This is a genomic window from Enterobacter cloacae complex sp. (genome assembly GCF_900322725.1).
GTDB lineage: Bacteria > Pseudomonadota > Gammaproteobacteria > Enterobacterales > Enterobacteriaceae > Enterobacter > Enterobacter quasihormaechei.
Genome location: NZ_LT991957.1, coordinates 2,314,449 through 2,338,502, shown reverse-complemented (window position 1 = coordinate 2,338,502; position 24,054 = coordinate 2,314,449). Strand labels below are relative to the sequence as shown.

The 24,054-nt window shown below is 56.7% G+C and carries 24 protein-coding genes; 9 read left to right on the top strand and 15 right to left on the bottom strand.

What is annotated here, in order from left to right:
• Positions 1 to 46 precede the first annotated feature (46 nt).
• From DBR02_RS11700 to ghrB, 6 genes are all read left to right on the top strand, one after another.
• On the top strand, positions 47 to 709 hold the full coding sequence (locus DBR02_RS11700) for an OmpA family lipoprotein (protein ID WP_102749580.1): 663 nt from the start codon (positions 47 to 49) through the stop codon (positions 707 to 709).
• A 114-nt stretch (positions 710 to 823) separates the two neighbouring features.
• Entirely contained in the window at positions 824 to 1,840 is a 1,017-nt protein-coding gene (locus DBR02_RS11695) for a LacI family DNA-binding transcriptional regulator (protein ID WP_063452202.1), read from the top strand.
• 102 nt (positions 1,841 to 1,942) lie between these two features.
• On the top strand, positions 1,943 to 2,692 hold the full coding sequence (locus DBR02_RS11690) for a sugar phosphate isomerase/epimerase family protein (RefSeq protein ID WP_107534439.1): 750 nt from the start codon (positions 1,943 to 1,945) through the stop codon (positions 2,690 to 2,692).
• Positions 2,693 to 2,695: 3 nt separating this feature from the next.
• A complete protein-coding gene (locus tag DBR02_RS11685; protein ID WP_107534438.1) occupies positions 2,696 to 3,634 on the top strand; it encodes a sugar kinase in 939 nt (312 codons plus the stop codon).
• A gap of 117 nt (positions 3,635 to 3,751) precedes the next feature.
• Positions 3,752 to 5,032, top strand: coding sequence for an MFS transporter (locus DBR02_RS11680; protein ID WP_001089079.1), 1,281 nt, complete (start codon positions 3,752 to 3,754; stop codon positions 5,030 to 5,032).
• Between the two features lie 27 nt (positions 5,033 to 5,059).
• On the top strand, positions 5,060 to 6,034 hold the full coding sequence (gene ghrB, locus DBR02_RS11675) for a glyoxylate/hydroxypyruvate reductase GhrB (RefSeq protein WP_107534437.1): 975 nt from the start codon (positions 5,060 to 5,062) through the stop codon (positions 6,032 to 6,034).
• A 58-nt stretch (positions 6,035 to 6,092) separates the two neighbouring features.
• On the opposite strand, the gene cspE is transcribed toward ghrB, so the two are convergent.
• Together cspE and DBR02_RS11665 are read right to left on the bottom strand one after the other, a co-directional pair.
• Positions 6,093 to 6,305, bottom strand: a complete 213-nt coding sequence (gene cspE / locus DBR02_RS11670; RefSeq protein WP_003860775.1) for a transcription antiterminator/RNA stability regulator CspE — start codon at positions 6,303 to 6,305, stop codon at positions 6,093 to 6,095.
• Between the two features lie 245 nt (positions 6,306 to 6,550).
• Entirely contained in the window at positions 6,551 to 7,261 is a 711-nt protein-coding gene (locus DBR02_RS11665; protein WP_063452198.1) for a DUF3053 domain-containing protein, read from the bottom strand.
• Positions 7,262 to 7,592: 331 nt separating this feature from the next.
• On the opposite strand from DBR02_RS11665, the gene DBR02_RS11660 reads away from it, so the two are divergent.
• Positions 7,593 to 7,880: an HTH-type transcriptional regulator gene (locus DBR02_RS11660; RefSeq protein ID WP_063452196.1), complete on the top strand. Its 288-nt coding sequence runs from the start codon at positions 7,593 to 7,595 to the stop codon at positions 7,878 to 7,880.
• Between the two features lie 38 nt (positions 7,881 to 7,918).
• Here DBR02_RS11660 and DBR02_RS11655 read toward each other — a convergent pair whose 3' ends face one another.
• The 3 genes from DBR02_RS11655 to ubiD all read right to left on the bottom strand — a co-directional run bounded on the left by DBR02_RS11655 (position 7,919) and on the right by ubiD (position 11,990).
• Positions 7,919 to 9,538: an ABC-F family ATP-binding cassette domain-containing protein gene (locus DBR02_RS11655; RefSeq protein WP_107534436.1), complete on the bottom strand. Its 1,620-nt coding sequence runs from the start codon at positions 9,536 to 9,538 to the stop codon at positions 7,919 to 7,921.
• A 217-nt stretch (positions 9,539 to 9,755) separates the two neighbouring features.
• On the bottom strand, positions 9,756 to 10,457 hold the full coding sequence (gene fre / locus DBR02_RS11650) for an NAD(P)H-flavin reductase (protein WP_006812340.1): 702 nt from the start codon (positions 10,455 to 10,457) through the stop codon (positions 9,756 to 9,758).
• Between the two features lie 39 nt (positions 10,458 to 10,496).
• Positions 10,497 to 11,990, bottom strand: a complete 1,494-nt coding sequence (gene ubiD / locus DBR02_RS11645; protein ID WP_162301186.1) for a 4-hydroxy-3-polyprenylbenzoate decarboxylase — start codon at positions 11,988 to 11,990, stop codon at positions 10,497 to 10,499.
• A gap of 172 nt (positions 11,991 to 12,162) precedes the next feature.
• Here ubiD and rfaH point away from each other — a divergent pair, with 172 nt between their 5' ends.
• Entirely contained in the window at positions 12,163 to 12,654 is a 492-nt protein-coding gene (gene rfaH / locus DBR02_RS11640) for a transcription/translation regulatory transformer protein RfaH (protein ID WP_063452193.1), read from the top strand.
• On the opposite strand, the gene tatD is transcribed toward rfaH, so the two are convergent.
• The 9 genes from tatD to udp all read right to left on the bottom strand — a co-directional run bounded on the left by tatD (position 12,651) and on the right by udp (position 20,562).
• Entirely contained in the window at positions 12,651 to 13,433 is a 783-nt protein-coding gene (gene tatD / locus DBR02_RS11635) for a 3'-5' ssDNA/RNA exonuclease TatD (RefSeq protein ID WP_107534435.1), read from the bottom strand. The genes rfaH and tatD overlap by 4 nt on opposite strands.
• Positions 13,434 to 13,474: 41 nt before the next feature.
• On the bottom strand, positions 13,475 to 14,245 hold the full coding sequence (gene tatC / locus DBR02_RS11630; protein WP_063452191.1) for a Sec-independent protein translocase subunit TatC: 771 nt from the start codon (positions 14,243 to 14,245) through the stop codon (positions 13,475 to 13,477).
• Positions 14,246 to 14,247: 2 nt separating this feature from the next.
• Positions 14,248 to 14,790: a Sec-independent protein translocase protein TatB gene (gene tatB / locus DBR02_RS11625; RefSeq protein ID WP_003860783.1), complete on the bottom strand. Its 543-nt coding sequence runs from the start codon at positions 14,788 to 14,790 to the stop codon at positions 14,248 to 14,250.
• A 3-nt stretch (positions 14,791 to 14,793) separates the two neighbouring features.
• Entirely contained in the window at positions 14,794 to 15,048 is a 255-nt protein-coding gene (tatA, locus tag DBR02_RS11620; protein WP_063452190.1) for a Sec-independent protein translocase subunit TatA, read from the bottom strand.
• A 76-nt stretch (positions 15,049 to 15,124) separates the two neighbouring features.
• Positions 15,125 to 16,765: a ubiquinone biosynthesis regulatory protein kinase UbiB gene (gene ubiB / locus DBR02_RS11615; RefSeq protein WP_107534434.1), complete on the bottom strand. Its 1,641-nt coding sequence runs from the start codon at positions 16,763 to 16,765 to the stop codon at positions 15,125 to 15,127.
• Entirely contained in the window at positions 16,762 to 17,367 is a 606-nt protein-coding gene (gene ubiJ / locus DBR02_RS11610; RefSeq protein ID WP_107534433.1) for a ubiquinone biosynthesis protein UbiJ, read from the bottom strand. Before ubiJ ends, ubiB begins: the two co-directional genes overlap by 4 nt.
• A gap of 13 nt (positions 17,368 to 17,380) precedes the next feature.
• Positions 17,381 to 18,136 carry a bifunctional demethylmenaquinone methyltransferase/2-methoxy-6-polyprenyl-1,4-benzoquinol methylase UbiE gene (ubiE, locus tag DBR02_RS11605; protein ID WP_063452187.1) on the bottom strand — a complete coding sequence of 252 codons (756 nt, stop codon included), beginning with the start codon at positions 18,134 to 18,136 and terminating at the stop codon, positions 17,381 to 17,383.
• 66 nt (positions 18,137 to 18,202) lie between these two features.
• On the bottom strand, positions 18,203 to 19,660 hold the full coding sequence (gene rmuC / locus DBR02_RS11600) for a DNA recombination protein RmuC (RefSeq protein WP_107534432.1): 1,458 nt from the start codon (positions 19,658 to 19,660) through the stop codon (positions 18,203 to 18,205).
• Between the two features lie 140 nt (positions 19,661 to 19,800).
• Complete coding sequence (udp, locus tag DBR02_RS11595) at positions 19,801 to 20,562, bottom strand: uridine phosphorylase (RefSeq protein WP_045417628.1); 762 nt, start codon at positions 20,560 to 20,562, stop codon at positions 19,801 to 19,803.
• Between the two features lie 259 nt (positions 20,563 to 20,821).
• On the opposite strand from udp, the gene DBR02_RS11590 reads away from it, so the two are divergent.
• Positions 20,822 to 21,628: a dienelactone hydrolase family protein gene (locus tag DBR02_RS11590; protein WP_107534431.1), complete on the top strand. Its 807-nt coding sequence runs from the start codon at positions 20,822 to 20,824 to the stop codon at positions 21,626 to 21,628.
• A gap of 82 nt (positions 21,629 to 21,710) precedes the next feature.
• On the opposite strand, the gene metE is transcribed toward DBR02_RS11590, so the two are convergent.
• Positions 21,711 to 23,972 carry a 5-methyltetrahydropteroyltriglutamate--homocysteine S-methyltransferase gene (gene metE / locus DBR02_RS11585; protein WP_107534430.1) on the bottom strand — a complete coding sequence of 754 codons (2,262 nt, stop codon included), beginning with the start codon at positions 23,970 to 23,972 and terminating at the stop codon, positions 21,711 to 21,713.
• Positions 23,973 to 24,054 lie beyond the last annotated feature (82 nt).

Below are 24,054 nucleotides of genomic sequence, written 5' to 3'. Positions count from 1 at the left end.
TGCCACGTCCGTCGTGGCAAAGAATAAAAAGGATTAAGGAAATAAGATGAAAAAACGCGTACTCGTAATTGCCGCTCTGGTAAGCGGCGCACTGGCTGTTTCAGGCTGCACAACCAACCCTTATACCGGCGAACGCGAAGCGGGTAAATCCGGTATTGGCGCGGGTATTGGTTCCCTTGTCGGCGCTGGCGTTGGCGCACTCTCCTCCTCCAAGAAAGATCGCGGCAAAGGCGCGCTGATTGGCGCAGCGGCAGGCGCAGCCCTGGGCGGTGGCGTAGGGTATTACATGGATGTGCAGGAAGCGAAGCTGCGTGACAAAATGAAAGGTACGGGCGTGAGCGTGACGCGCAGCGGTGACAATATCATCCTGAACATGCCAAACAACGTGACCTTTGACAGCAGCAGCGCGACGCTGAAACCTGCGGGCGCGAACACCCTCACCGGTGTGGCCGCGGTACTGAAAGAGTACAGTAAAACTGCCGTGAACGTGATTGGCTACACCGACAGCACCGGCAGCCAGGATCTGAACATGCGTCTGTCTCAGCAGCGCGCTGATTCCGTGGCCAGCTCCCTGATAACCCAGGGCGTTGAAGCAAACCGCATCCGCACCAGCGGCATGGGCCCTGCCAACCCTATCGCCAGCAACAGCACGGCGGAAGGTAAAGCGCAAAACCGTCGCGTAGAGATTACGTTGAGCCCGATTCAGTAATCCCCGAGGGAGAGGGCCGGGGTGAGGGCAACAGACCGCACACCCCGGCATGAACCACTTGCCATCGTTGATTTTCCCGCTAAGGTATTCTCACTAAATTCAGGGAAATCAGCGATGAGCAAACCAGCCCGGGCCACCATCAGCGACGTGGCGAAAGCCGCCAAAACCGGTAAAACCAGCATTTCGCGCTACCTCAACGGCGAGAAACACCTGCTTTCCGATGCGCTGCTGGCGCGGATCGAACAGGCCATTGCCGATCTCGACTACCGTCCCAGCCTGATGGCGCGCGGCCTCAAGCGTGGTCGCACCCGCCTGATTGGGCTTATCATCGCCGATATCACTAACCCCTACTCCGTTAACGTACTCAGCGGCATCGAAGCGGCGTGCCGGGAAAAAGGCTTTACCCCTCTGGTCTGTAACACCAATAACGAAGTTGATCAGGAGCTGCATTACCTTGATCTGCTACGCAGCTACCAGGTGGAAGGGATCGTGGTCAATGCCGTCGGGATGCGCGAAGAGGGGCTAAATCGCCTGCAACAATCGTCTCTCCCGATGGTGCTTATTGACCGCAAAATCCCGGAATTTGCCTGCGATGTGGTCGGGCTGGATAACACCCAGGCCGCCACCACCGCCACCGAGCACCTTATCGAACAGGGTTTCGAAGCCATTCTGTTCCTGAGCGAACCACTTGGCATGGTTAACACCCGTCGCGACCGCCTGGCTGCATTTCGCGCTACGCTGGCGCGATATCCCGGTGCGATCGCCGAAAATGCCGAAATTCCTCTGCACGAAGCCGGGCTGCTGGATAACACCCTGCGTCAGTTCCATACCCGACATCGGGGAATGCGTAAGGCGGTGATCTCCGCGAACGGGGCGCTCACGCTACAGGTTGCCCGCTCGCTTCAACGCATCGGCCTGCACTGGGGCAGCGACATCGGCTTACTTGGATTTGATGAACTGGAGTGGGCAGAACTTGCAGGCGTGGGCATTACCACCCTCAAACAACCCACCTGGCAAATCGGCTATGCCGCGGTTGAGCAGGTGGTTCGCCGTATTGAAGGCACCCGCGATGCCGTACGCGAGCAGGTTTTTTCCGGCGAGCTGATCGTTCGCGGCTCTACCGCTCGCTAATTTCCCCTTCGTGACAGCGATCATAAATTCAACATCCCATTCTTTTCTTTGGAACCGGTTCCATCTAGCGTAATACTATCGATTACGCGTTGGAGTCAGGAAATGAGCAGGAAAATAATGGTGGTCACCGCCGCGTATGGCGCGGATCGGGTGCGACAGGCAGGCGGGCAACGGGCGATGCTTCCCGTTATTGCTGGCGCAGGGGCTGATGGCGTTGAAATCCGCCGCGAACTCTTCAGCAGCGACGAGTTAATGGCGCTGCCTGCGCTCGGCGAGTCCATTGAGCTGCTGGGTTTACTGGCATGCTACTCCGCCCCGGCCCCCCTGTTTATGCCCGACGGCACGCTCAACCCGGATCTCCCCCGCTACCTCCGCGAAGCCAGCATCCTGAACGCGCTATGGCTTAAGGTCTCGCTGGGTCATTTCAGCGACAAACACCCCCTTGAAGATCTGCGGACATTGCTGGATGAAAGCGGCATGACGCTGGTGGTGGAAAACGACCAGACCGACTGCGGGCAGCTCGCCCCGATGCAGCGCTTCAAAGCCGCCTGTCGGGTGATGGCGCTGCCGGTAACGCTGACGTTCGATATGGGCAACTGGCTGTGGGTCGGCGACTCCCCGGAAGAGGCTGCGCGTCAGCTGGCACCCGCCGTGAGCTATATTCACGTGAAAGCCGCGGTCCCGCATAAGGCGCAGTTCCGCGCCGTCGCGCCGGATCAAACCGATTCTCGCTGGCAGGATCTGCTTAATCAACTGCCTGCCGACGCGCCGCGCGGTATCGAATTTCCGCTCGAAGGGACGGATCTCACCGCCGTCACCCGCCATTACGTCAACCTGTTGCGCGAGGAGTAAACCATGCACAAGACGCTGGACGTTATCACCATCGGCGAGGCCATGGCGATGTTTGTCGCCACCGAAACGGGCGAGCTGAGCGCAGTAGAACACTTTATCAAACGCGTAGCAGGCGCCGAGCTGAATGTCGCTACCGGCCTTGCGCGGCTGGGGCTGAATGTCGGCTGGGTGAGCCGCGTGGGCAATGACAGCTTTGGCCATTTCGTTCTCGACTCGCTGAAAAAAGAGGGCATTGATGCCGCAGGCGTCACGCTCGACGGACGCTTCCCGACGGGCTTTCAGCTGAAATCGAAAGTCGAAAATGGAACCGATCCCACCGTTGAGTATTTCCGCAAAGGCTCAGCAGCAAGCCATCTCTCCGTAGAGGATTATCATGCCCCTTATTTCTCCTCCGCGCGCCATCTACACCTGAGCGGCGTGGCGGCGGCGCTTTCGGCCAGTTCGTACGATTTACTGGATCACGCTGCGTCGGCGATGAAAGCGCAGGGCAAAACAATCTCCTTTGATCCGAACCTTCGTCCGGTGCTGTGGAAAAGCGAAGCGGAGATGGTTGAGAAACTCAACCGACTGGCGTTTCAGGCGGACTGGGTACTGCCGGGCGTAAAAGAGGGAATGATCCTCACTGGCGAGACCACACCGGAAGGCATTGCGGATTTTTACCTCAACCGAGGGGTAAAAGCTGTAGTGCTGAAAACCGGTGCCGACGGCGCGTGGTTTAAAACCGCCGACGGTGAGCAAGGCGCTGTCGCAGCGGTAAAAGTCGACAACGTGGTCGATACCGTGGGCGCGGGCGATGGGTTTGCCGTCGGGGTCATTAGCGCCCTGCTGGAAGGCGAACCGCTGTCGCAGGCCGTGGCGCGGGGCAACAAAATTGGTTCGCTGGCGATCCAGGTGCAGGGCGATAGCGAAGGATTACCGACACGAGCAGAGCTCGGCGTCTGAATTCCCTCTCCCGGTGGGAGAGGGCCAGGGTGAGGGCAGCAATCCGCACCAGATAATTAAGCCACCGTGTACCCTACAGACAACGGCGGTAACAACCTCAACAACAGAGGCAAGCCTATGAACAGTTCGACCAATGCAGTCAAACGCTGGTGGTACATCATGCCCATCGTGTTTATCACGTACAGCCTGGCGTACCTTGATCGTGCCAACTTCAGTTTTGCATCCGCCGCCGGGATCAACGAAGACCTCGGGATCACCAAAGGGGTTTCCTCCCTGCTGGGCGCCCTCTTCTTCCTGGGCTATTTCTTCTTCCAGATCCCCGGCGCGATTTACGCTGAACGCCGCAGCGTGCGAAAGCTCATTTTCATCTGCCTGATCTTATGGGGTGCCTGCGCCTCCCTCACCGGCGTGGTGAATAACATTCCTGCACTGGCTGCCATTCGCTTTATTCTCGGCGTGGTGGAAGCGGCAGTGATGCCGGCAATGCTGATTTACATCAGCAACTGGTTCACAAAATCTGAGCGTTCACGTGCCAATACTTTCCTGATACTCGGTAACCCGGTCACGGTGCTGTGGATGTCGGTGGTGTCCGGCTACCTGATCCAGTCCTTCGGCTGGCGCGAGATGTTCATCATCGAAGGGGTTCCCGCAATCATCTGGGCCTTCTGCTGGTGGGTGCTGGTGAAAGATAAGCCAGCCCAGGCGAAATGGCTTTCAGAGGACGAAAAGGCTGCACTTCAGGCACAGCTGGATAAAGAACAGCAGGGGCTGAAAGCGGTGCGTAACTACGGTGAAGCCTTCCGCTCCCGCAACGTGATCCTGCTGTGCGCGCAGTATTTTACCTGGAGTATTGGCGTGTACGGCTTTGTGCTGTGGCTGCCGTCAATTATCCGCAGCGGCGGTGAAAACCTTGGCATGGTGGAAGTGGGCTGGCTGTCATCGGTGCCTTATCTGGCTGCGACCATCGCAATGATTATCGTCTCCTGGGCATCGGACAAGCTGCAAAACCGTAAGCTGTTCGTCTGGCCGCTGCTGCTGATCGCTGCTTTTGCCTTCATTGGCTCCTGGGCCGTGGGCGCGAACCACTTCTGGGCCTCGTATACCCTGCTGGTGATTGCGGGTGCAGCCATGTATGCCCCGTATGGTCCGTTCTTTGCCATCATTCCGGAAATGCTGCCGCGTAACGTCGCAGGGGGCGCGATGGCCTTGATCAACAGTATGGGCGCGCTGGGTTCATTCTTCGGCTCGTGGTTTGTTGGCTATCTGAACGGCGCAACCGGCAGCCCGTCGGCCTCTTACATCTTTATGGGGGTGGCGCTTTTTGCCTCGGTATGGCTTACTCTGATCGTTAAGCCTGCTAATAATCAACAGCTACCCGTCGGCGCACGCCACGCCTGAATCCTTTTAAAATCAACGGAGATTAGCATGAAGCCGTCCGTCATTTTGTACAAAGCACTGCCTGAAGATCTGCAAAAACGCCTGGAGGAACACTTTACCGTTACCCGGGTGAAGAACCTCAGCCCGGAAACCGTGGCGCAGCACGCCGACGCGTTTGCCAGCGCCGAAGGCCTGCTGGGTTCAAGCGAAAAGGTGGATGCAGCGCTGCTGGAGAAAATGCCGAAACTTCGTGCCACCTCAACCGTTTCTGTGGGATACGATAATTACGACGTGGATGCGCTTAACGCGCACAACGTTCTGCTGATGCACACGCCTCATGCCCTGACGGAAACCGTCGCCGACACGCTGATGGCGCTGGTGCTCAGCACCGCCCGTCGCGTGGTGGAGGTGGCCGAGCGCGTGAAAGCGGGCGAATGGACGAAAAGCATTGGCCCGGACTGGTTCGGCGTGGACGTACATGGCAAAACGCTGGGGATTGTGGGGATGGGGCGTATCGGCCTGGCGCTGGCACAGCGCGCCCATTTCGGCTTCAGCATGCCCATTCTGTATAACGCACGCCGTCATCACGTTGAAGCTGAAGAACGTTTCAACGCCCGCTACTGCGAACTTGATACGCTGTTGCAGGAAGCCGACTTTGTCTGTCTGATCCTGCCGCTGACGGATGAAACGCGTCATCTCATCGGCAAAGCGGCGTTTGAAAAGATGAAGAAATCGGCCATTTTCATCAACGCGGGTCGCGGCCCGGTGGTAGATGAAAAGGCGCTGATTGAGGCACTGCAAAACGGTGAGATCCACGCCGCCGGGCTGGACGTGTTTGAACAGGAGCCGCTGCCGGTGGATTCACCGCTGCTGACCATGCCCAACGTCGTCGCCCTGCCTCACATCGGCTCTGCGACACACGAAACACGTTACAACATGGCGGCGACCGCAGTGGAAAACCTGATTGCCGCGCTTAGCGGTAAAGTGGATAAGAACTGCGTTAACCCACAGATACAACAGTAGAAACGAAAAAACCCGCCAGAAGGCGGGTTTTTGAATTTTGTGCTACTGGGTTGGAAGCTTACAGGCTTACAACGTTACCAGCTGCTGGGCCTTTAGCGCCGCTTTCGATGGTGAAGGAAACTTTCTGACCTTCATCCAGAGATTTGTAGCCATCGTTCTGGATAGCAGAGAAGTGTACGAACACGTCTTTAGAGCCATCGTCAGGAGTGATGAAGCCGAAACCTTTATCAGCGTTGAACCATTTTACCAGACCAGTCATTTTAGCAGACATAGAAATTACCTTATTAACAAATATATTGTGCCTTCCGGCTTGATGGATTGCGTTACAGATTTTTAAGCGATGAAGGAAGGGTCACTACGAAGGGTATCTATGGATAACAATCTGGACTGCTTTACTAAACTGCTTTAGGTCTGTGTAACAAACCGACGAACATAGTTATACCGATGTGGTAGATGAATGACAAGCGTTATTTTCATTAAGCATAAAAAAACCCCGCCAGAAGCGGGGATTTTTTCTTATTCCGTTGCAGCGACCGCTGCGCTCCACGCCTGGCTAAAGGCCTGGTGCTGGGACGCGAGCGGCCCGATCAGCGTATTGTACTGGCTCGCCTGCTGGGAGGTCGGGAACTGAATACCGTTAGAGACGAAGCTCACCTGCGTCCCCTGCTCACTGATAAAGTCACCCACCTGAACCAGCTGCTGAGTAAAGACCTGCGCTGCTGGGATCAACGGCTGCAAGGCGTTTGACGGTTTAGTCACCACTTTCTCATACACCTGGTCATAAACCGGCTTCAGATCTTCGCCCTGCTTCAACGCGGAACGCGAGGCATCAGCCTGCATTTTGGCATTTTGCAGCTGCTGGCTCAGCACCCCGAGCGCGCCGTTGGACTGGCGCAGCGGTTCACGCTGGGTCACATAATCCTGTGGAACGCGGATGGCGTTCACGCTATCCACTACCGGGCGGATACCGGAATCCATCGCCTGGCTTACCTGCTGTGAATAGCCATACAGAATGGCGTAATCCGACACGAATGGACCAAACTGTTTTTTCTGATCCGCAGTCAGCGTTGGTAAACGCTCGCCGCTACGCATCACTGTATTCTGTAGAAAATCGATAAACGCTTTGCGCTGATCGCCTTCTTTATCGAAACACCCACTCAGGCTAACCACCATCAACAACGCCGCAATAGGCGCAAACCAGCGAGAGCAGGACTTTCCTGTCGCCATTTTATTACTCCTTTCACCCAAAAAAGCGCACACCGGCACACGCGTGCCCAACGCTGACAAGGATAGTCCAGGTCAGCCTTGCAAGATAGAGTTTTCATGCAAAACGGGTATTCCCGTTTTTGTACTGACTATTTACAAAAAAATACCTGTTCATTCCTACATATGACTAATCAGGTAATTAGCATAACTATCCATATAGCTGAAACGCGTAAAGCGATCGTGATCGCACAATTAATCACAGCCGTGACGATCCTGTGTTTGGTTTAGGGACTATTCTTAACATGCTCTCTGATGTTCATGATCCCGATGTGTGATTTATGAGGAGTTCTCAATGGAATTAAAAGATCCTGAGTTTGAGCTGCTGAGCAGCCTGGAACAGATTATTTTTAAAGATGTACCGCCGACGATTACCCTGAATCAAAAGTCCAATCCTTTTAGTGAATTTGAGCGTTTACGTAAAGGGTCGGGCCTGAAAACAGATGAATTCGCAAGAGCGATGGGTGTCAGCGTAGCGATGGTGCTGGAGTGGGAGTCAAAACGTGAAAAACCTACCCCAGCCGAGCTAAAGCTGATGCGCCTGATCCAGGCAAACCCTGACCTTCGCAAGCAGTTAGCCTGATTAAGTTTGTTTGCCCCCGCCCTTGCGGGGGCTTGTGTTTACAGCCTTTCACATCGCCATCCCGACTTTTCCCACACCAGCTCATGCGTCAGCTTTAATCCTGCCAAAAACGCTTCATCATGCGACACCACCAGCAGCGCGCCGGGGAAATCGGCCAGGGCCGCTTCAATGGCCTGCACGGAGGCCAGATCGAGGTGATTGGTCGGCTCATCCAGCAGCAACAGCTGCGCCGCCTCCTCACGCCACAGCGCGCAGGCCAGCGCGGCCTTCAGGCGCTCGCCGCCGCTTAGCGCGGCCAGAGGCAGCGTCACTTTCTCCGCGCCCAGCTGAAGCTGCGCTAAACGGGTACGTAGCGCCCCCTCCTCGAGCGGCGTATTGCTAAGGCTGAGGTGCGTCATTACCGACTGAGACAGATCCAGCCGGGAAAGATGCTGGTCGAGACAGGCATGCCTGACGGAGACCTTACAGGTTCCCGTAACAGGGGCGGTTTCGCCCAGGATCACTTTCAACAGCGTGGATTTTCCACAGCCGTTTGGCCCGCGTAGCGCTACACGCATCGGGCCATCCATTCGCCAGCCGATCGGGGGGACAGGCACGTGCGGAAGCACCAGTTCTTCCAGCACCAGCACCTGTTTCCCTTCCGGAATTTGACTGCCCGGCAGGGTAAACATCACCGCGTTATCCTCTTCAACCCGCTCGCGTGCCTGGTTAACCGCAGCGTTCAGGGCATGATTTTGATCGCTATGCTGTTTTTTCCAGGAACCAATACGCTCTTTCGCCGCCGCTTTGTATTTGACCCGCTCAAACGAGGCAATGTTAAGGCTGTCGACCTTGCGAAGCGTTTTGGCTGAACGCCGCTGGCTGTCGTCATGCTCTTTATGCATACGGGCTCGGGTACGTTTGCGCTCGGTGGCAGCATGCTCCAGCGCGGCGCGGGCGGCCTGCTGCTCGGCATCACGCTGGGTTCGATAGTCAGCATAATTCCCGCCGTAGCTGCGCAAGCCCGAAGCACTCAGTTCAAGTATACGCGGCACCTGCGCCAGCAATTCCCGATCGTGAGAGGCCACCAGCACCCCGCCCTGATACCGGGCAAGCTGCTCGTAGAACCACATGCGGCCTTGCCTGTCGAGGTGGTTGGTCGGTTCGTCCAGCAACAGGTAATCCGCATCTGCGGTGAATGCACCGCACAGCAAGGCACGAATGCGCTCGCCACCGCTCAGCTCTGCTGCGGGTTTATTCGGGTCAAAAGGTGGAAGCGAGGCCGCGATAAAAGCCTGGCTCAGCCGTTCAGCCAGATCCCAGTGGCCGTCGAGCGTGTCCAGATCGTCGGGTTCATAATGACCGCTGTCGATGCGCGTGCGCGCCGCAAAGATCGCGTCGTAGCCAAGCAGTTCGGCAAGCGTGGTATCCGCAGAAATATCCTGCTGCTGCGCCACACAGGCGTGTGTAGCAAAGCGCTCAATGTGACCGCTGGCGGGCTCATCAATACCTGCCAGCAGCCGCAGCAGGCGCGTTTTGCCGCTGCCGTTGCGGCCAACCAGCGCGCACGCTGACGCATCCAGAGAAAGAGACAGAGGACCAAAAAGGATATCGCCCGTCGCAAACTGACAGGTGACCTGATGCAAAATAAAAGAGGGGGACTGCGCAAAATGAGCCATAAGCACTCCTGAATGAAATCAAAACATCCCCTGCCGACGCGGTGCGTTTAGCAAGGATCGAAATTCATCAGTCGTGTTTGTTCATTTTTGGGGGGCGCTCCTGAGGGCGAAAGTTAACGGGAACAAGAATAACGGCAATGCGCCGCCCGTTTCAAGGTTAAATTTTCACCAGCGCCATTGTCAGCGTGAAAAAAACCCGCCGAAGCGGGTCTCTCAATCAGATAAACGCAAACGCATCGCCGAACAGACGATCTTCCCGCGCGTCACGCTCGTTGCAGAACAGGTCGCGGGCAATTTTCGCCATTTCGAAGCGACCGGCGATGTAGATATCGTGCCCCGCCAGCGTCCCGTGATCCTGCAATACCGCGGTCAGCACCGTACCGCTGCGCCCGCGCCAGCCCTCTTCCGGCTGCTCGACAACCGGCTCGATGCGCAGGTTTGGATGATTGACGCTCAGCGCTTCCAGCTCAGACAGATCGTAAAGATGCTTCTCTTCACGACCGCCCCAGTAGATGGTGATATCGCGATTTGGATTACGCGCCAGCGCCGTTAACAGAATAGAGCGGACATAGGAGAAGCCCGTACCGCCGGCAATCAGGATCAGCGGACGGTCTTCGTCTTCACGCAGCCAGGCCTCACCGTGAGGAATATCGACCACGATTTCACGCTCTTTCAGGATGCGGTCCATCACGGCCATCGCGTACAGGTTAAGCTCAGACGCACCAATATGCAGCTCAATAAATTCCTGCTCTGCTGGCGTTGAGGCCATAGAGAAAGGACGCTTATCACGCTCGTCCATCACGACCATCAGGTACTGACCGGCACGGAATGAAAATGCCGCTTCAGGAACCAAACGGACGCGATATACGGTGTCGGTAATAGCATCTACCGACGTCACTTTACAGCTTAAGGTTGTCATTCGCTCTCTCTGTCGGGAAGTCTATAGGGCTAAACGGTCTTATTCTGCCTTACCGTTACTCATTATGGCCAGCTCGTCCCAGATCGCGTCAATTCGCGCGGTCACGGCAGGATCTTTTACGATCGGGCGACCCCATTCACGGTCGGTTTCGCCAGGCCATTTGTTCGTGGCATCCAGTCCCATTTTTGAGCCAAGGCCGGAAACCGGCGAGGCAAAGTCCAGATAATCAATCGGTGTGTTTTCCACTAACACTGTGTCACGCGCCGGATCCATACGCGTGGTGATGGCCCAGATCACGTCATTCCAGTCGCGGGCATTGACGTCATCATCGCAGACAATCACAAACTTGGTATACATAAACTGGCGCAGGAAGGACCATACGCCCATCATCACGCGCTTAGCGTGACCGGCATACTGCTTCTTCATCGTCACCACCGCCAGGCGATACGAACACCCTTCCGGCGGCAGATAGAAATCCACTATTTCCGGGAACTGCTTTTGCAGGATCGGCACGAACACTTCGTTCAGCGCCACTCCCAGCACCGCCGGTTCGTCGGGTGGACGGCCGGTGTAGGTGGAGTGATAGATGGCATCTTCACGCTGGGTAATGTGCGTGACGGTGAATACCGGGAAGTTATCCACTTCGTTGTAATAGCCGGTGTGGTCGCCGTACGGCCCTTCGGGTGCCAGCTCGCCCTGTTCAATGTAACCTTCCAGCACGATCTCCGCGCTGGCGGGCACTTCCAGGTCATTGGAGATGCACTTCACCACTTCGGTTTTGGTGCCGCGCAGCAGCCCGGCAAAGGCATATTCCGACAGCGTATCCGGAACGGGCGTCACTGCGCCCAGAATCGTTGCCGGATCGGCACCCAGCGCGACGGATACCGGGAAGCGTTCGCCCGGATGGGCCGCGCACCACTCCTGGAAATCCAGCGCGCCGCCGCGGTGGGACAACCAGCGCATGATGAGCTTGTTCTTGCCAATCAGCTGCTGACGATAAATGCCGAGGTTTTGACGCTCTTTATGCGGCCCGCGCGTCACGGTGAGGCCCCAGGTGATCAGCGGTGCGGCATCTTCAGGCCAGCACTGCATGATCGGAATTTTGGTCAGATCAACCGCATCGCCTTCCAGCACTTTTTGCTGGCACGGCGCACCGCGCAGGCGCTTAGTTGGCATGTTTAGCACCTGCTTAAACTGCGGCAGCTTATCGAACAGGTCGCGGAACCCTTTTGGCGGCTCCGGCTCTTTCAGAAAGGCCAGCAGTTTGCCCACTTCACGCAGCGCCGTGACATCTTCCTGCCCCATGCCCATCGCCACGCGGCGAGGTGTGCCAAACAGGTTGCACAGTACCGGCATGGCGTAGCCTTTTGGGTTTTCAAACAGCAACGCCGGGCCGCCCGCGCGCAGGGTACGGTCGGCGATCTCTGTCATTTCCAGATACGGATCAACAGGAAGCGTAATGCGTTTGAGTTCGCCCTGCTTTTCCAGCAGCGCCAGGAAGTCGCGTAGATCGTGGTATTTCATGCAGTTAATCATGGCCTCTCTGTAAGCGCTTCATTATACGGCGTAAGACCGCGTGATGCTGTAATTTTGTTAAATTAGCGTGAACTTCCACGACTTACTCTCTTTTTCGCCATTATAATCACCTTAGCGATCCCGCCAGGGTTTTGGTATGCTTGCGCCCCGAACAATGGGAAGAGTGATTATGCAGGCCTGGTATTTACTGTATTGCAAACGCGGGCAACTTCAGCGCGCGCAGGAACATCTTGAACGTCAGTCTGTTAACTGCCTGACGCCCGTGATCACGCTTGAAAAAATGCAGCGTGGAAGACGCACGACCGTCAGTGAGCCTCTGTTCCCGAACTACCTGTTCGTTGAGTTCGACCCCGAAGTGATCCACACCACGACGATCAGCGCTACCCGCGGCGTCAGCCATTTTGTGCGTTTTGGCGCCCATCCGGCAAGAGTACCGTCATCGGTTATTCATCAGCTTTCTGTCTATCAGCAGCCTGACGATATTACCGATCCTGAAACCCCGTACGCCGGAGACAGCGTGGTGATCACCGAAGGTGCCTTTGAAGGGTTGCAGGCCATCTTCTCTGAGCCGGACGGTGAAGCGCGTTCCATGCTGCTGCTCAACCTGCTGAACAAAGAGGTGTTGCAGAGCGTTAAAAACACCGATTTCCGCAAAGTTTAGAACTGCACGCCGAACAAACGACGCACGTTAACATCGGTTTGTGCTGCCAGCCACTGCGCATCTTCTCCGCGCCAGTGCGCCACTCGCTCAGCAATATGCCCCAGATAAGCCGGTTCATTACGTCGTGATGCCGGTTTGGGCTGCATATTCCGGGGCAACAGATACGGCGCATCCGTTTCCAGCAGCAAACGATCGGCCGGGATAACGGGCAACAGCTCGCGCAACTCCAGCCCACGCCGCTCATCGCAAACCCAGCCCGTGATACCCATATAAAGCCCGCGGTTCAGGCAATCCAGCGCCTCCTGACGGGAGCCCGTAAAGCAGTGCAATACCGCACCGGGCAGCTTCTCCAGCCAGGGTTCCAGCAGCGCCAGAAAACGTTCATGCGCATCGCGACAGTGCATAAACACCGGCATCCCCAGCTCTGCGGCCAGCGCGAGCTGGGCGGTAAATGCCCTCTCCTGGTCTTCAGGCGTCGAGAAGTTACGGTTGAAATCAAGCCCGCATTCGCCAATGGCAACCACTTCTGGCGTTTGTGCCAGACGATGAAGCACCTCAGCGCTTTCATGCGTCCACTGGCTGCTGTCATGCGGATGCACGCCGGCGGTGGACCAGCAGTGTTGATAGCGTTGCGCCAGCTGCCGTGCCTGCTCGCTCTCATGCAGGTTCGTTCCCGTCAGTAACAGGCCGTTCACGCCGGCGGCAAAGGCGCGCGCCACCACCTCATCGCGGTCTTTCGCAAACTGCGCACTGGTCAGGTTAAGCCCGATATCAAACATACGTATCCCCATATGACAACCGCCCTGACGGGCGGTTGGTTTTATTCTTTGGTGGTCTCTTCAGACGGCTCGTCTTCTTCGTCCCCGGTACGTCCCTTTCCTACGTAGAAACGTGCGAAGAACACGCCAACCTCAAACAGGCAGTACATGGGTATCGCCAGTAAGGTTTGCGAGAAGACGTCCGGTGGCGTCAACAGCATACCTACGACAAACGCACCCACCAGGATATAAGGACGCTTCTTACGCAGATCGTCAGGCGTGGTCACGCCCACCCAGCAGAGCAGGACAATCGCGACGGGCACCTCGAAGGCGACACCAAAGGCCATAAACAGCGCCATGACGAAGCTGAGGTAGCTGGCGATGTCCGTCGAAACCTGTACCCCTTCCGGCGCGGTATGCGTCAGGAAGCCAAAGGCCAGCGGGAAGACCACGAAGTAGGCGAACGCCATGCCGATGTAAAACAGCAGCGAGCTGGATACCAGCAGCGGAATAACCAGCTTACGTTCATGCCTGTACAGCGCGGGTGCCACAAATGCCCAGACCTGATACAAAATGACCGGTGCAGATGCAATCAACGATACCCAGAAGGTCAGCTTGATGGGGGTAAAGAACGGCGAAGCAACGTCCGTTGCAATCATCGTCGCGCCCAGCGGCATCTGTTTAATCAGCGGCGCAGAAACCACCTGATAGATATCGTTGGCGAAATAGACCAGACATAAAAAAATGAGGAAAACCGCAATAATGCAGTTTAACAGGCGCTTACGCAGCTCAATGAGGTGCGCAATCAGCGGTTGAGTATCATCTACTGCCATGTTTACGCTTTATCACTCGACGAGGGGGATGATTCGGAAACAGGCGCGGCGGGTTTTACCTCAGCCGTTTTGACCACGGGCTCTTCCGGCGGCACCTGCTTTTTCACTTCGGGCTCCTGAGGCGATTGCTCTGGCGAAGCGGCCTGATGCTCCGCGCTGGAAGGCGTCACACCCTCGCGCTGCTCTTCGCTGCCCTTCACCACCGGATTATGGATGGTGTTTGCTTCATCGCTCGCCTTCTCAGGATCGTTAATGCTGTATGAGCGCTTCATGGATTCAGCCGCTTCGCGTAGCTCATCCATCGACGCTTTCAGCTCCGGCGTCAGGTTGTCCATGCTCGCCTTTTCAACCTTTTTCAGGCTGTCCTGAAATTCCTGAAGCTTCAATTCCTGCGCCAGCTCGTTCTGCACGGTCGTTGCCAGCGAGCGGAGCGCCCGCACCCAGCCCACGACGGTTTTCACCGCAACGGGTAAACGCTGCGGCCCCAGCACGATCAGACCAATCACAAAGACCAGCAGTAACTCACCAAAACCAATGTCGAACACGAATTACACCTGCTCTTTATCGTGACGTTTGGCCTCTTCCTTTTTGGCTTCGTCCTGCTTATCGGCGATAGATTTAGCGGTAAAATCAGCATCCTGACCGGTTTTTTCCTGCTTATTCTCATCATCGCTCATGGCTTTCTTGAAGCCTTTGATTGACGCGCCCAGGTCGGAACCAATCGATCCCAGTTTTTTCGTGCCGAACAGCAGCACAACGATGACGGCAATGATCACTAACTGCCAGATACTGATACCACCCATGCGTGTTCCCCAGTGATAGACGATTAATTAGTCAGATCGCATTATACGTATGCAATCCATCGATAGCGACGCTAATTCAGCGCGTTTTTCGCCAGCCAGCAAGCCAGACAACCACGCCGGCAGCCATAATCCAGGCTGGCATCATTTCCCAGTCCAGACGATTGATCAACAGCAACGTGCCGCTTATCAGCAGCGTCGCGCCAATTCCGAAGAGATAGCGGGACTGCCCCTGACGCACGCGACTGGACTGAAGCTCGTGCGCGATTTTATCCATGCTGTGCTGAAGGTTCTTGCTCTGACGCAAACTGTCGTAAACCAGTTCAGGAATTTCAGGCATTTTTTCAATCCAGAACGGGCCTTTCTCTTTAAGCGAGCGAACCAGCGCAGGAATACCGACCTGATCCTTAATCCAGGACTCAAGGAACGGTTTCGCGGTTTTCCACAAGTCTAACTGAGGATAGAGCTGGCGGCCTACGCCCTCAACGTAAAGTAATGTTTTCTGAAGTAAAACTAATTGTGGCTGCACTTCCATATTGAAACGGCGTGCGGTGTTGAACAGGTTCAGTAAAACGTGACCGAAGGAGATCTCCGACAGCGGCTTTTCAAAAATCGGCTCGCAGACGGTGCGGATCGCAAACTCAAACTCTTCCACGTTGGTATCTGGCGGAACCCAGCCTGAATCCACGTGCAACTCGGCCACCTTACGGTAGTCGCGGTTGAAGAAAGCGATAAAGTTCTCGGCGAGATAACGCTTGTCCTCTTTATTCAGCGAGCCAACAATTCCGCAGTCGATGCCGATGTATTTCGGATCTTCCGGGTGCTCGTAGCTGACGAAAATATTGCCCGGATGCATGTCAGCGTGGAAGAAGCTGTCGCGGAAAACCTGCGTGAAGAAGACCTGCACGCCGCGCTCGGCCAGCAGCTTCATGTTGGTGCCCTGCTTTTCCAGTGCCGCCACATCCGAGACCGGAATGCCGTAGATACGTTCCATCACCATCATGTTCTGGCTGCAATAGTCAGAGTAGACTTCAGGAACATACAGCATCGGGCTGTCTTCAAAGTTACGACGCAGCTGAATGGCGTTCGCCGATTCACGCAGCAGGTTAAGCTCATCAATCAGCGTTTTTTCGTATTCCCGCACCACTTCCAGCGGACGCAAACGGCGGCCATCCGGCAACAGGCGCGGCACCCAGCGGGCCAGGCGATAGATCAGCTTCATGTCCGCTCTGATAACCGGCAGGATATCCGGGCGAATCACCTTAATGACCACCTCTTTGCCATTTTCCTTCAGGCGGGCGGTGTGAACCTGCGCAATAGACGCAGAGGCCAGAGGCTGGATGTCAAAATCATCAAACCAGGTGTCGATGGGAATATTACCCATCGCCTCTTCGATTTGTTGCTTTGCTCTCTCCCCGTCAAACGGGGCGACGCGGTCCTGCAACAGCGCGAGCTGATCGGCAATCTGCGGCGGGAAAAGGTCGCGACGCGTTGAGAGCATCTGCCCAAACTTGATCCAGACAGGACCGAGCTCCTGCAACGCAAGACGCAGGCGTGCGCCCAGCTCCTCATCCTTATGGCGATTCGGCATCCAGAACAGCGTGCGCCGCCAAAGCCGAAGCGGCAGGGTGATGCGCATTCTGGGGATAAGCTCGTCGAGCCCGTAGCTCAAAAAGGTGCGAACGATAAAGTAGAGGCGCCGAATTTCACCAGGCGTCATTTGCCCTCCAGTTTTTCCAGCCGTTTGGTTAACGCATCAACTGCGCGCTCAACTGCCGCGGTCTCTTCAGCAAACCAGGCGACCTCTAAAGGCCCCGGCGCCATACGCCACTCTTCGGTCAGCACCTCGGCAGCATAGCGCTGTTGACGGAGCAGACCTTTGCGCAGGAAAGCGGAGCCCGTGCGCAGCGTTTTGCTTATCCCTTCGGCCGCAATGTCGCCGATATAGGGTGCCAGAAGTTCCGCCGGGTCGAATTCCGCCTGATCGCTGAGTGCAACGAAGTTCTGTACTACCTGAATATCGCCTTCGACCTCCAGCTCACCGCTGCGAATAAGCGCCGTCATCTGCTGACGGTCACGCAGTTTTGGCAGTACGCTCATGTGCGTAATCACCGAGCAGTCAGCCGTGCCTTCCCATTCACCCAGAACGTCAAGCTGGCGTTCGCTGAAGACCAGCACAAGCGGCGTCGAGAACTCCTTTAATACAATACGCAGTACCTTTCCGTTAAGCCGCTGACGTGCGGTTTTCAGCGCCGGTGCGCGATACAGAAAGGCATTCAGTACATTCTCGATGCCAGCGGTGACTAAGGGTTTAATGGGCACGGGAAACCTCCACTCAGAACTTGTAACCACGATGCAGCGCGACGACACCCGCCGTCAAATTGAAGTATTCCACGTTTTCAAACTCCGCATCCTGCATCATCGCTTTCAGCGTGTCCTGATCCGGGTGCATTCGGATGGATTCGGCCAGATAACGGTAACTTTCGGCATCGTTCGCCACCAGCTCGCCAATGCGCGGCAGAACGTGGAAGGAATAGGCATCGTAAGCTTTGCTCAGCGGGTCGATAATGGGTTTTGAGAACTCGAGAACCAGCAGACGACCGCCCGGCTTCAGCACGCGGTACATGGAGCGCAGCGCTTTGTCTTTATCGGTCACGTTACGCAGACCGAAAGAGATGGTGATGCAGTCGAACGTATTGTCCGGGAACGGCAGCGCTTCGGCGTTCGCCTGAACATATTCCACGTTCCCCACCACGCCAATATTGCGCAGCTTTTCGCGGCCCATTTTCAGCATGGAGTCGTTGATATCCGCCAGCACCACACGGCCCGTTTCGCCTACCAGACGGGAGAATTTTGCGGTCAGATCGCCCGTGCCCCCGGCTAAATCCAGCACCGTTTGTCCACGGCGCACGCCGCTGCAATCAATAGTAAAGCGCTTCCACAAGCGATGAATGCCGAATGACATCAAATCATTCATCACATCGTACTTCGCCGCCACGGAATGAAATACGTGGGCCACCATGTCAGCTTTCTGCGCTTTGGCGACAGTCTGAAAGCCAAAGTGCGTTGTGTCTTGTGAATCGTCAACCATCTCAGAGCCTGCTAATCAGTCAAATGTTCGTGAAGTGTAACAGATTGGGCGCATTTGCCCTACGTTTCAACCACCGTGAAAGAAACGTGCCGGCTGCTCATCTGGCGATAAACTCGCCGCTAAATCGTTGTCTTCATTGCGGGAATTTTGCTCAGCGTCGCCTTCGCGCAGGCGGAACTCTTCGTCCTGAGCGGTCGCCTGCTCCACCAGTTCCGGATTAATCTCGCGCTTCACCTCCACGCCCAGGCTGCGGAACGCCTCCGCCTGTGCCAGCAAATTGCCGCGCCCGGAGGAGAGTTTTTTCATCGCCTGGCGGTAATTATCCTGGGCGCGATCCAGGCTTTGCCCCACCGAGGACATATCGTCGACGAAGAGCCGCATTTTGTCGTACAGCTTGCTGGCGCGATCGGCAATCTGCTGCGCGTTACGACTTTGGTGCTCATAGCGCCACAGGTTGGCAATGGTACGTAACGCCACCAGCAGCGTGGTGGGGCTGACCAGCATAATGTTATTTTTCAGCGCTTCGGTAATAAGCTCAGGCTGTCTGTCGAGCGCCAGCAGGAATGCAGGCTCGACAGGAATGAACATCAGCACGTAATCCAGCGATCGCAGCCCCGGCAGCTGCTGATAATCTTTCCTGCCCAGCAGACGAATATGGTTACGCACGGAGGCGATATGCTCCTGCAACGCTGATTCTCGGGTGTAGTCATCGTCAGCGTTGAAGTAGCGCTCATAGGCGACGAGCGTCATTTTGGCGTCGATAACCACATCTTTGCCCTGAGGCAGACGCACAATCACATCCGGCTGCATTCGCGAGCGCGCGTCGTTTTCAATGCTGACCTGCGTCTCGTATTCATACCCTTCGCGCAGGCCCGAGGCCTCCAGCACGCGAGTTAAGACCACTTCGCCCCAGTTTCCCTGCGCTTTGTTATCGCCTTTGAGCGCCCGCGTCAGGTTGATTGCCTCCTGCGCCATCTGCGCATTCAGCTGCTGGAGGTTACGGATCTCGTGCGCCAGGGTGTGGCGCTCGCGCGCTTCCTGTCCAAAGCTGTCCTGCACCTGACGGCGGAAACCGTCCAGCTGTTCGCGCAGCGGCGTCAGCAGGCTGTTCAGGCTCTGGCGGTTTTGTTCATCCACGCGGCGGTTGCTGTGCTCAAAAATACGGTTCGCGAGGTTTTCGAACTGCTCGCTGAGGCGCTGCTCGCTGTTGATCATCTGGCGGATTTTGTCTTCGGCGTGCAGCTGGGTGGATTCAAGACGGGTGGTCACTTCGCGGAGATCGGCCTCCAGCGAGGTGTTGATGTCGCGCAGGTTACGCAGTTCGTTATTGAGCAGTTCACACTCTTCGCGCCAGTGGTCGCTCAGCGCAAGCTGCTGTTTCGTCGCGCTGAGTTCAGCCACGATCTCTTCGCGCTCTGCCAGCTGTTCGGCTTTCTGCTGCGCGTGCTGGTAGCTGGAAATGAGCCAGCCAATCCCCACGCTCGCCAGCGCCACTACCGCATAAACCAGGATTGAGATATCCACAATGCCCCCCTGCATCCACGTATAACCCGCACAAAATAGAATTGTGCTGTATAAACGTCCAGTTTGAAAGGGTTTTCCTGCGAGGCGCTACGCAAAAAATAAAGGCCGAACGCGTCGGCCTTTTATCCCAGAAGAGAGGATTAGAGGAGACGGCGAGCCGCTTCAACCACAATTTTCACCGCATGACTTTCGGTCTGCTTCATGGTTTCGGCGTTCGGGATCTCCTGCTGGGTACGGTTGACGATCACGCCCGCCACCATACCGGCACGCAGACCCTGGCTTGCGCACATGGTCAGCAACGTTGCAGATTCCATTTCATAGTTCATCACGCCCATGGACTGCCACTCTTCCATTGAGCCTTTGAAACGGCTCACCACGCGGCCAGAGAAGGTGTCGTAACGCTCCTGGCCCGGATAGAAGGTGTCGGAGGAGGCCGTCACGCCCACGTGGGTAGTTGCGCCAACGGATTTCGCCGCTTCTACCAGCGCGGTGGTGCACTCGAAGTCAGCCACTGCCGGGAATTCCATCGGTGCAAAGTGCAGGCTTGCGCCGTCCAGACGCACGGATGCCGTCGTAACCAGCACGTCGCCCACGTTGATGTGCGGCTGAATGGCGCCCGTGGTGCCGATACGCAGGAAAGTACGAATGCCCAGCTGCGCCAGCTCTTCAACGGCGATTGAGGTAGACGGACCACCGATACCGGTAGAGCACACGATCACCGCTTTGCCGTCCAGCTCTGCGCGCCAGGTGGTGAATTCGCGATGGGCTGCCAGCTTAACCGGCTTATCCATCAGCGCGGCGATCTTTTCCACACGCTCAGGATCGCCAGGGACGATAGCCAGCGTAGCCCCTTGTAAATCGTTTTTAGTGAGGCCGAGATGAAAAACATCAGACTTAGACATAGGTGACTCCTCTGTGGGTCGGTTAGTCAGAAGAAGTAAAAAGGTACTTTACAGAAGCAATGTGCATTATTTCGTGATGCATCTCACCATGAATGAAAATGATTGCAGTTAATTTCCATCAAATAGTGATTCACATCACATTAACAAGTTATATCGACGGGTGCTGCACAAAAGATAGACGCTATAAGGCACTGTGGATTGTTAACCTGGTGTCTATATTTATCTTTGCGCTAATCCATTCATTGGTACGGAGAATGCCATGACTGAAAAAACCGGTTTTGCACCTGCTGCTGCCCCGCATGCCTCAACCATTGTCTCAACCCCTGAAGAGGCCATCACCGCAGGCGAAACGTCGATTCCCTCTCAGGGAGAGAACATGCCGGCGTACCACGCGCGGCCAAAATCCGCCGAGGGCCCGCTGCCTATCGTGATTGTGGTTCAGGAAATATTTGGCGTTCATGAACACATTCGTGACCTCTGCCGCCGCCTGGCGCTGGAGGGTTATCTGGCCGTTGCGCCAGAACTCTATTTCCGCCAGGGCGATCCGAACGATTACAGCGACATCCCGACGCTGTTCAGCAACCTGGTCAGCAAGGTGCCGGACGCGCAGGTGCTTGCCGATCTTGACCACGTTGCCAGCTGGGCGGCGCGCAACGGCGGCGACCCGCACCGCCTGATGGTGACCGGCTTCTGCTGGGGCGGGCGCATTAGCTGGCTGTACGCCGCGCATAACCCGCAGCTGAAAGCCGCCGTAGCCTGGTACGGCATACTGGTGGGTGAAAAGACCCTGAACTCGCCGAAGCATCCGGTTGATATTGCTACCGATCTCAATGCCCCGGTGTTAGGGCTGTATGGCGGTCAGGATACCGGTATTCCGCTTGATACCGTCGAGACCATGCGCCACGCGCTGCGGGCGGCAAACGCGAAGGCCGAAATCGTGGTGTATCCCGATGCCGGACACGCGTTTAATGCCGATTATCGTCCGAGCTATCACGCGGAATCGGCGAAAGATGGCTGGCAGAGAATGCTGGCGTGGTTTAGCCAGTACGGCGGGAAAAAAGCATAAAAAAAACCCGGTGGCGGCTGCGCCTTACCGGGCCTACTGGCAGGCCGGGTAAGCGATAGCGCCACCCGGCAATCCAGCACCACTACGCCTGACGCAGATTCTGCGCCGCCTTCACCATATTCGCCAGCGCGGCGCGCGTCTCCGGCCAGCCGCGGGTTTTCAGGCCGCAGTCCGGGTTTACCCACAGGCGTTCTGCCGGGATGCGCTGGGCGGCTTTTCTCAACAGAGCTTCAATCCACTCCACGCTCGGCACGTTCGGGGAGTGAATGTCATACACGCCCGGCCCAATTTCGTTCGGGTAGTCGAACTCTTCAAACGACTCCAGCAGCTCCATGTCTGAACGCGAGGTCTCGATGGTAATGACGTCGGCGTCCAGCGCGGCAATGGAGTCCATGATGTCGTTAAATTCGCAGTAGCACATGTGGGTGTGGATCTGCGTGTCATCCTTCGCAACGGCGGCGTTAATGCGGAAGGCTTCCACGCCCCACTGTAAGTACGCATCCCAGTCGCTGCGACGCAGCGGCAAACCTTCCCGCAGCGCCGGTTCGTCGATCTGAATGATGCCAATCCCCGCCGCCTCCAGATCCGCCACTTCATCACGCAGCGCCAGCGCGATCTGTTTGGCAATCGTCTCGCGCGACACGTCTTCGCGCGGGAACGACCAGCAGAGAATGGTCACCGGGCCGGTCAGCATGCCTTTTACCGGTTTATCGGTCAGAGACTGGGCATACTTCGCCCACTCCACGGTAATCGCCGCCGGGCGGCTGATGTCACCAATCACTACCGGCGGCTTCACGCAGCGGGAGCCGTAGCTCTGCACCCAGCCGTTCTGGGTAAAGACGAAGCCGTCCAGGTGCTCACCGAAGTATTCCACCATGTCGTTACGCTCGGCTTCACCGTGCACCAGCACGTCCAGCCCGAGGCGTTCCTGCTCGATAATCGCCTGCTTGATGTGTTCCGCGATGCCGGTGCGGTAATGATTCGCGTCCAGATTGCCCTTTTTGAAGTCCAGACGCAGGCCGCGGATCTCGGTAGTCTGCGGGAATGAACCGATGGTCGTGGTCGGCCACGCGGGCAGGTTGAAGCGGGCGCGCTGGGCTTCTGCACGTACCTCGTACGGGCTCTGGCGCTGGCTGTCCCGGGCGGTAATGGCCGCCAGACGCTTTTCCACCGCCGGGTTGTGCACGCGAGCCGAGTGACGACGCGCCTGGATTGGGGCGCTCCAGTCGGCAATCGCCGCCGTATCGCCGCTGTTGAGCGCATCGCGCAGCAGCGCCAGCTCTTCACATTTTTGCAGGGCGAAGGCAAACCAGCTTTTCACTTCTGCGTCCAGGCGAGTCTCCACGCTCAGATCGATCGGACTGTGCAGCAGAGAACAGGACGAAGCCACCCACAGCTCGCGTTTACCGACGATGTCTTTAATTTGCGCGTATTTCTCGGTCAGATCGGCGCGCCAGACGTTACGACCGTTGACCAGACCGGCGGAGAGCAGCCAGTCGGCAGGCAGACGCTTATGCAGCTCCGCCACGTCGTCTTTACCGTGAACGAGGTCCACGTGCAGGCCCTGAACCGGCAGCGCGGTAATGGTGTTGAGGTTCGGCGTCACGCCTTCGAAATAGGTGGTCAGCAGCAGCTTCACCTGGCCAGTGAGCGCGTCATACGCTGGTTTAAAGGCATCCAGCCACGCCTGCGGCAGCTCAAGCACCAGCGCGGGTTCGTCGATTTGCACCCACTGGATGCCGCGTTTGCCGAGCTCGATCAGCACCTGCTTATAAACCGGCAGAATATCGTTCAGCAGGCTGAGGCGGTCAAACGGTTCGCCTTTCACTTTGCCCAGCCACAGGTAGGTTACTGGCCCCAGCAATACGGGCTTCACCTGATGGCCCAGCGCCAGCGCTTCGTCCACTTCATCCAGAAGCTGCGTCCAGGTCAGCGCAAACTGCTGGCCCTTAACGAACTCCGGCACCATATAGTGATAGTTGGTGTTAAACCACTTGGTCATTTCCGCCGCTGCCGCTGGTTCACCCGTTGGCGCACGGCCACGGCCGATGCGGAACAGGGTGTCGATATCTACCGATCCATCGCTGTTCTGATGACGAGCCGGCACGTTGCCAAGCAGCAGGCTGGTGGTCAGAACATGGTCGTACCAGGCGAAATCGCCCACCGGCAGCAGGTCAACGCCCGCCTGTTTTTGCTGATCCCAATGACGGGCGCGCAGCTCGCGGCCCACCGCCAGCAGTTCTTCACGGGTGGCGTTACCCGCCCAGTAGCTTTCTTGCGCTTTTTTCAGCTCGCGACGCAGGCCAACGCGAGGGAAACCGAGAGTGTGAGAGCGGATTGTCATGGCATACCCCTTGTAGAAATTCGTTATTTAGACGTCCAGATGTTTACACTTCTATAATTGGCAGGTACTGTATATTCCTCAA

Excerpts from the sequence above, each read along its gene's own strand:
- DBR02_RS11700 (WP_102749580.1), top strand. The coding sequence starts at position 47 with ATGAAAAAACGCGTACTCGTAATTGCCGCTCTGGTAAGCGGCGCACTG.
- DBR02_RS11695 (WP_063452202.1), top strand. The coding sequence starts at position 824 with ATGAGCAAACCAGCCCGGGCCACCATCAGCGACGTGGCGAAAGCCGCC.
- DBR02_RS11690 (WP_107534439.1), top strand. The coding sequence starts at position 1,943 with ATGAGCAGGAAAATAATGGTGGTCACCGCCGCGTATGGCGCGGATCGG.
- DBR02_RS11685 (WP_107534438.1), top strand. The coding sequence starts at position 2,696 with ATGCACAAGACGCTGGACGTTATCACCATCGGCGAGGCCATGGCGATG.
- DBR02_RS11680 (WP_001089079.1), top strand. The coding sequence starts at position 3,752 with ATGAACAGTTCGACCAATGCAGTCAAACGCTGGTGGTACATCATGCCC.
- ghrB (WP_107534437.1), top strand. The coding sequence starts at position 5,060 with ATGAAGCCGTCCGTCATTTTGTACAAAGCACTGCCTGAAGATCTGCAA.
- cspE (WP_003860775.1), bottom strand. The coding sequence starts at position 6,305 with ATGTCTGCTAAAATGACTGGTCTGGTAAAATGGTTCAACGCTGATAAA.
- DBR02_RS11665 (WP_063452198.1), bottom strand. The coding sequence starts at position 7,261 with ATGGCGACAGGAAAGTCCTGCTCTCGCTGGTTTGCGCCTATTGCGGCG.
- DBR02_RS11660 (WP_063452196.1), top strand. The coding sequence starts at position 7,593 with ATGGAATTAAAAGATCCTGAGTTTGAGCTGCTGAGCAGCCTGGAACAG.
- DBR02_RS11655 (WP_107534436.1), bottom strand. The coding sequence starts at position 9,538 with ATGGCTCATTTTGCGCAGTCCCCCTCTTTTATTTTGCATCAGGTCACC.
- fre (WP_006812340.1), bottom strand. The coding sequence starts at position 10,457 with ATGACAACCTTAAGCTGTAAAGTGACGTCGGTAGATGCTATTACCGAC.
- rfaH (WP_063452193.1), top strand. The coding sequence starts at position 12,163 with ATGCAGGCCTGGTATTTACTGTATTGCAAACGCGGGCAACTTCAGCGC.
- tatD (WP_107534435.1), bottom strand. The coding sequence starts at position 13,433 with ATGTTTGATATCGGGCTTAACCTGACCAGTGCGCAGTTTGCGAAAGAC.
- tatC (WP_063452191.1), bottom strand. The coding sequence starts at position 14,245 with ATGGCAGTAGATGATACTCAACCGCTGATTGCGCACCTCATTGAGCTG.
- tatA (WP_063452190.1), bottom strand. The coding sequence starts at position 15,048 with ATGGGTGGTATCAGTATCTGGCAGTTAGTGATCATTGCCGTCATCGTT.
- ubiB (WP_107534434.1), bottom strand. The coding sequence starts at position 16,765 with ATGACGCCTGGTGAAATTCGGCGCCTCTACTTTATCGTTCGCACCTTT.
- ubiE (WP_063452187.1), bottom strand. The coding sequence starts at position 18,136 with ATGGTTGACGATTCACAAGACACAACGCACTTTGGCTTTCAGACTGTC.
- udp (WP_045417628.1), bottom strand. The coding sequence starts at position 20,562 with ATGTCTAAGTCTGATGTTTTTCATCTCGGCCTCACTAAAAACGATTTA.
- DBR02_RS11590 (WP_107534431.1), top strand. The coding sequence starts at position 20,822 with ATGACTGAAAAAACCGGTTTTGCACCTGCTGCTGCCCCGCATGCCTCA.
- metE (WP_107534430.1), bottom strand. The coding sequence starts at position 23,972 with ATGACAATCCGCTCTCACACTCTCGGTTTCCCTCGCGTTGGCCTGCGT.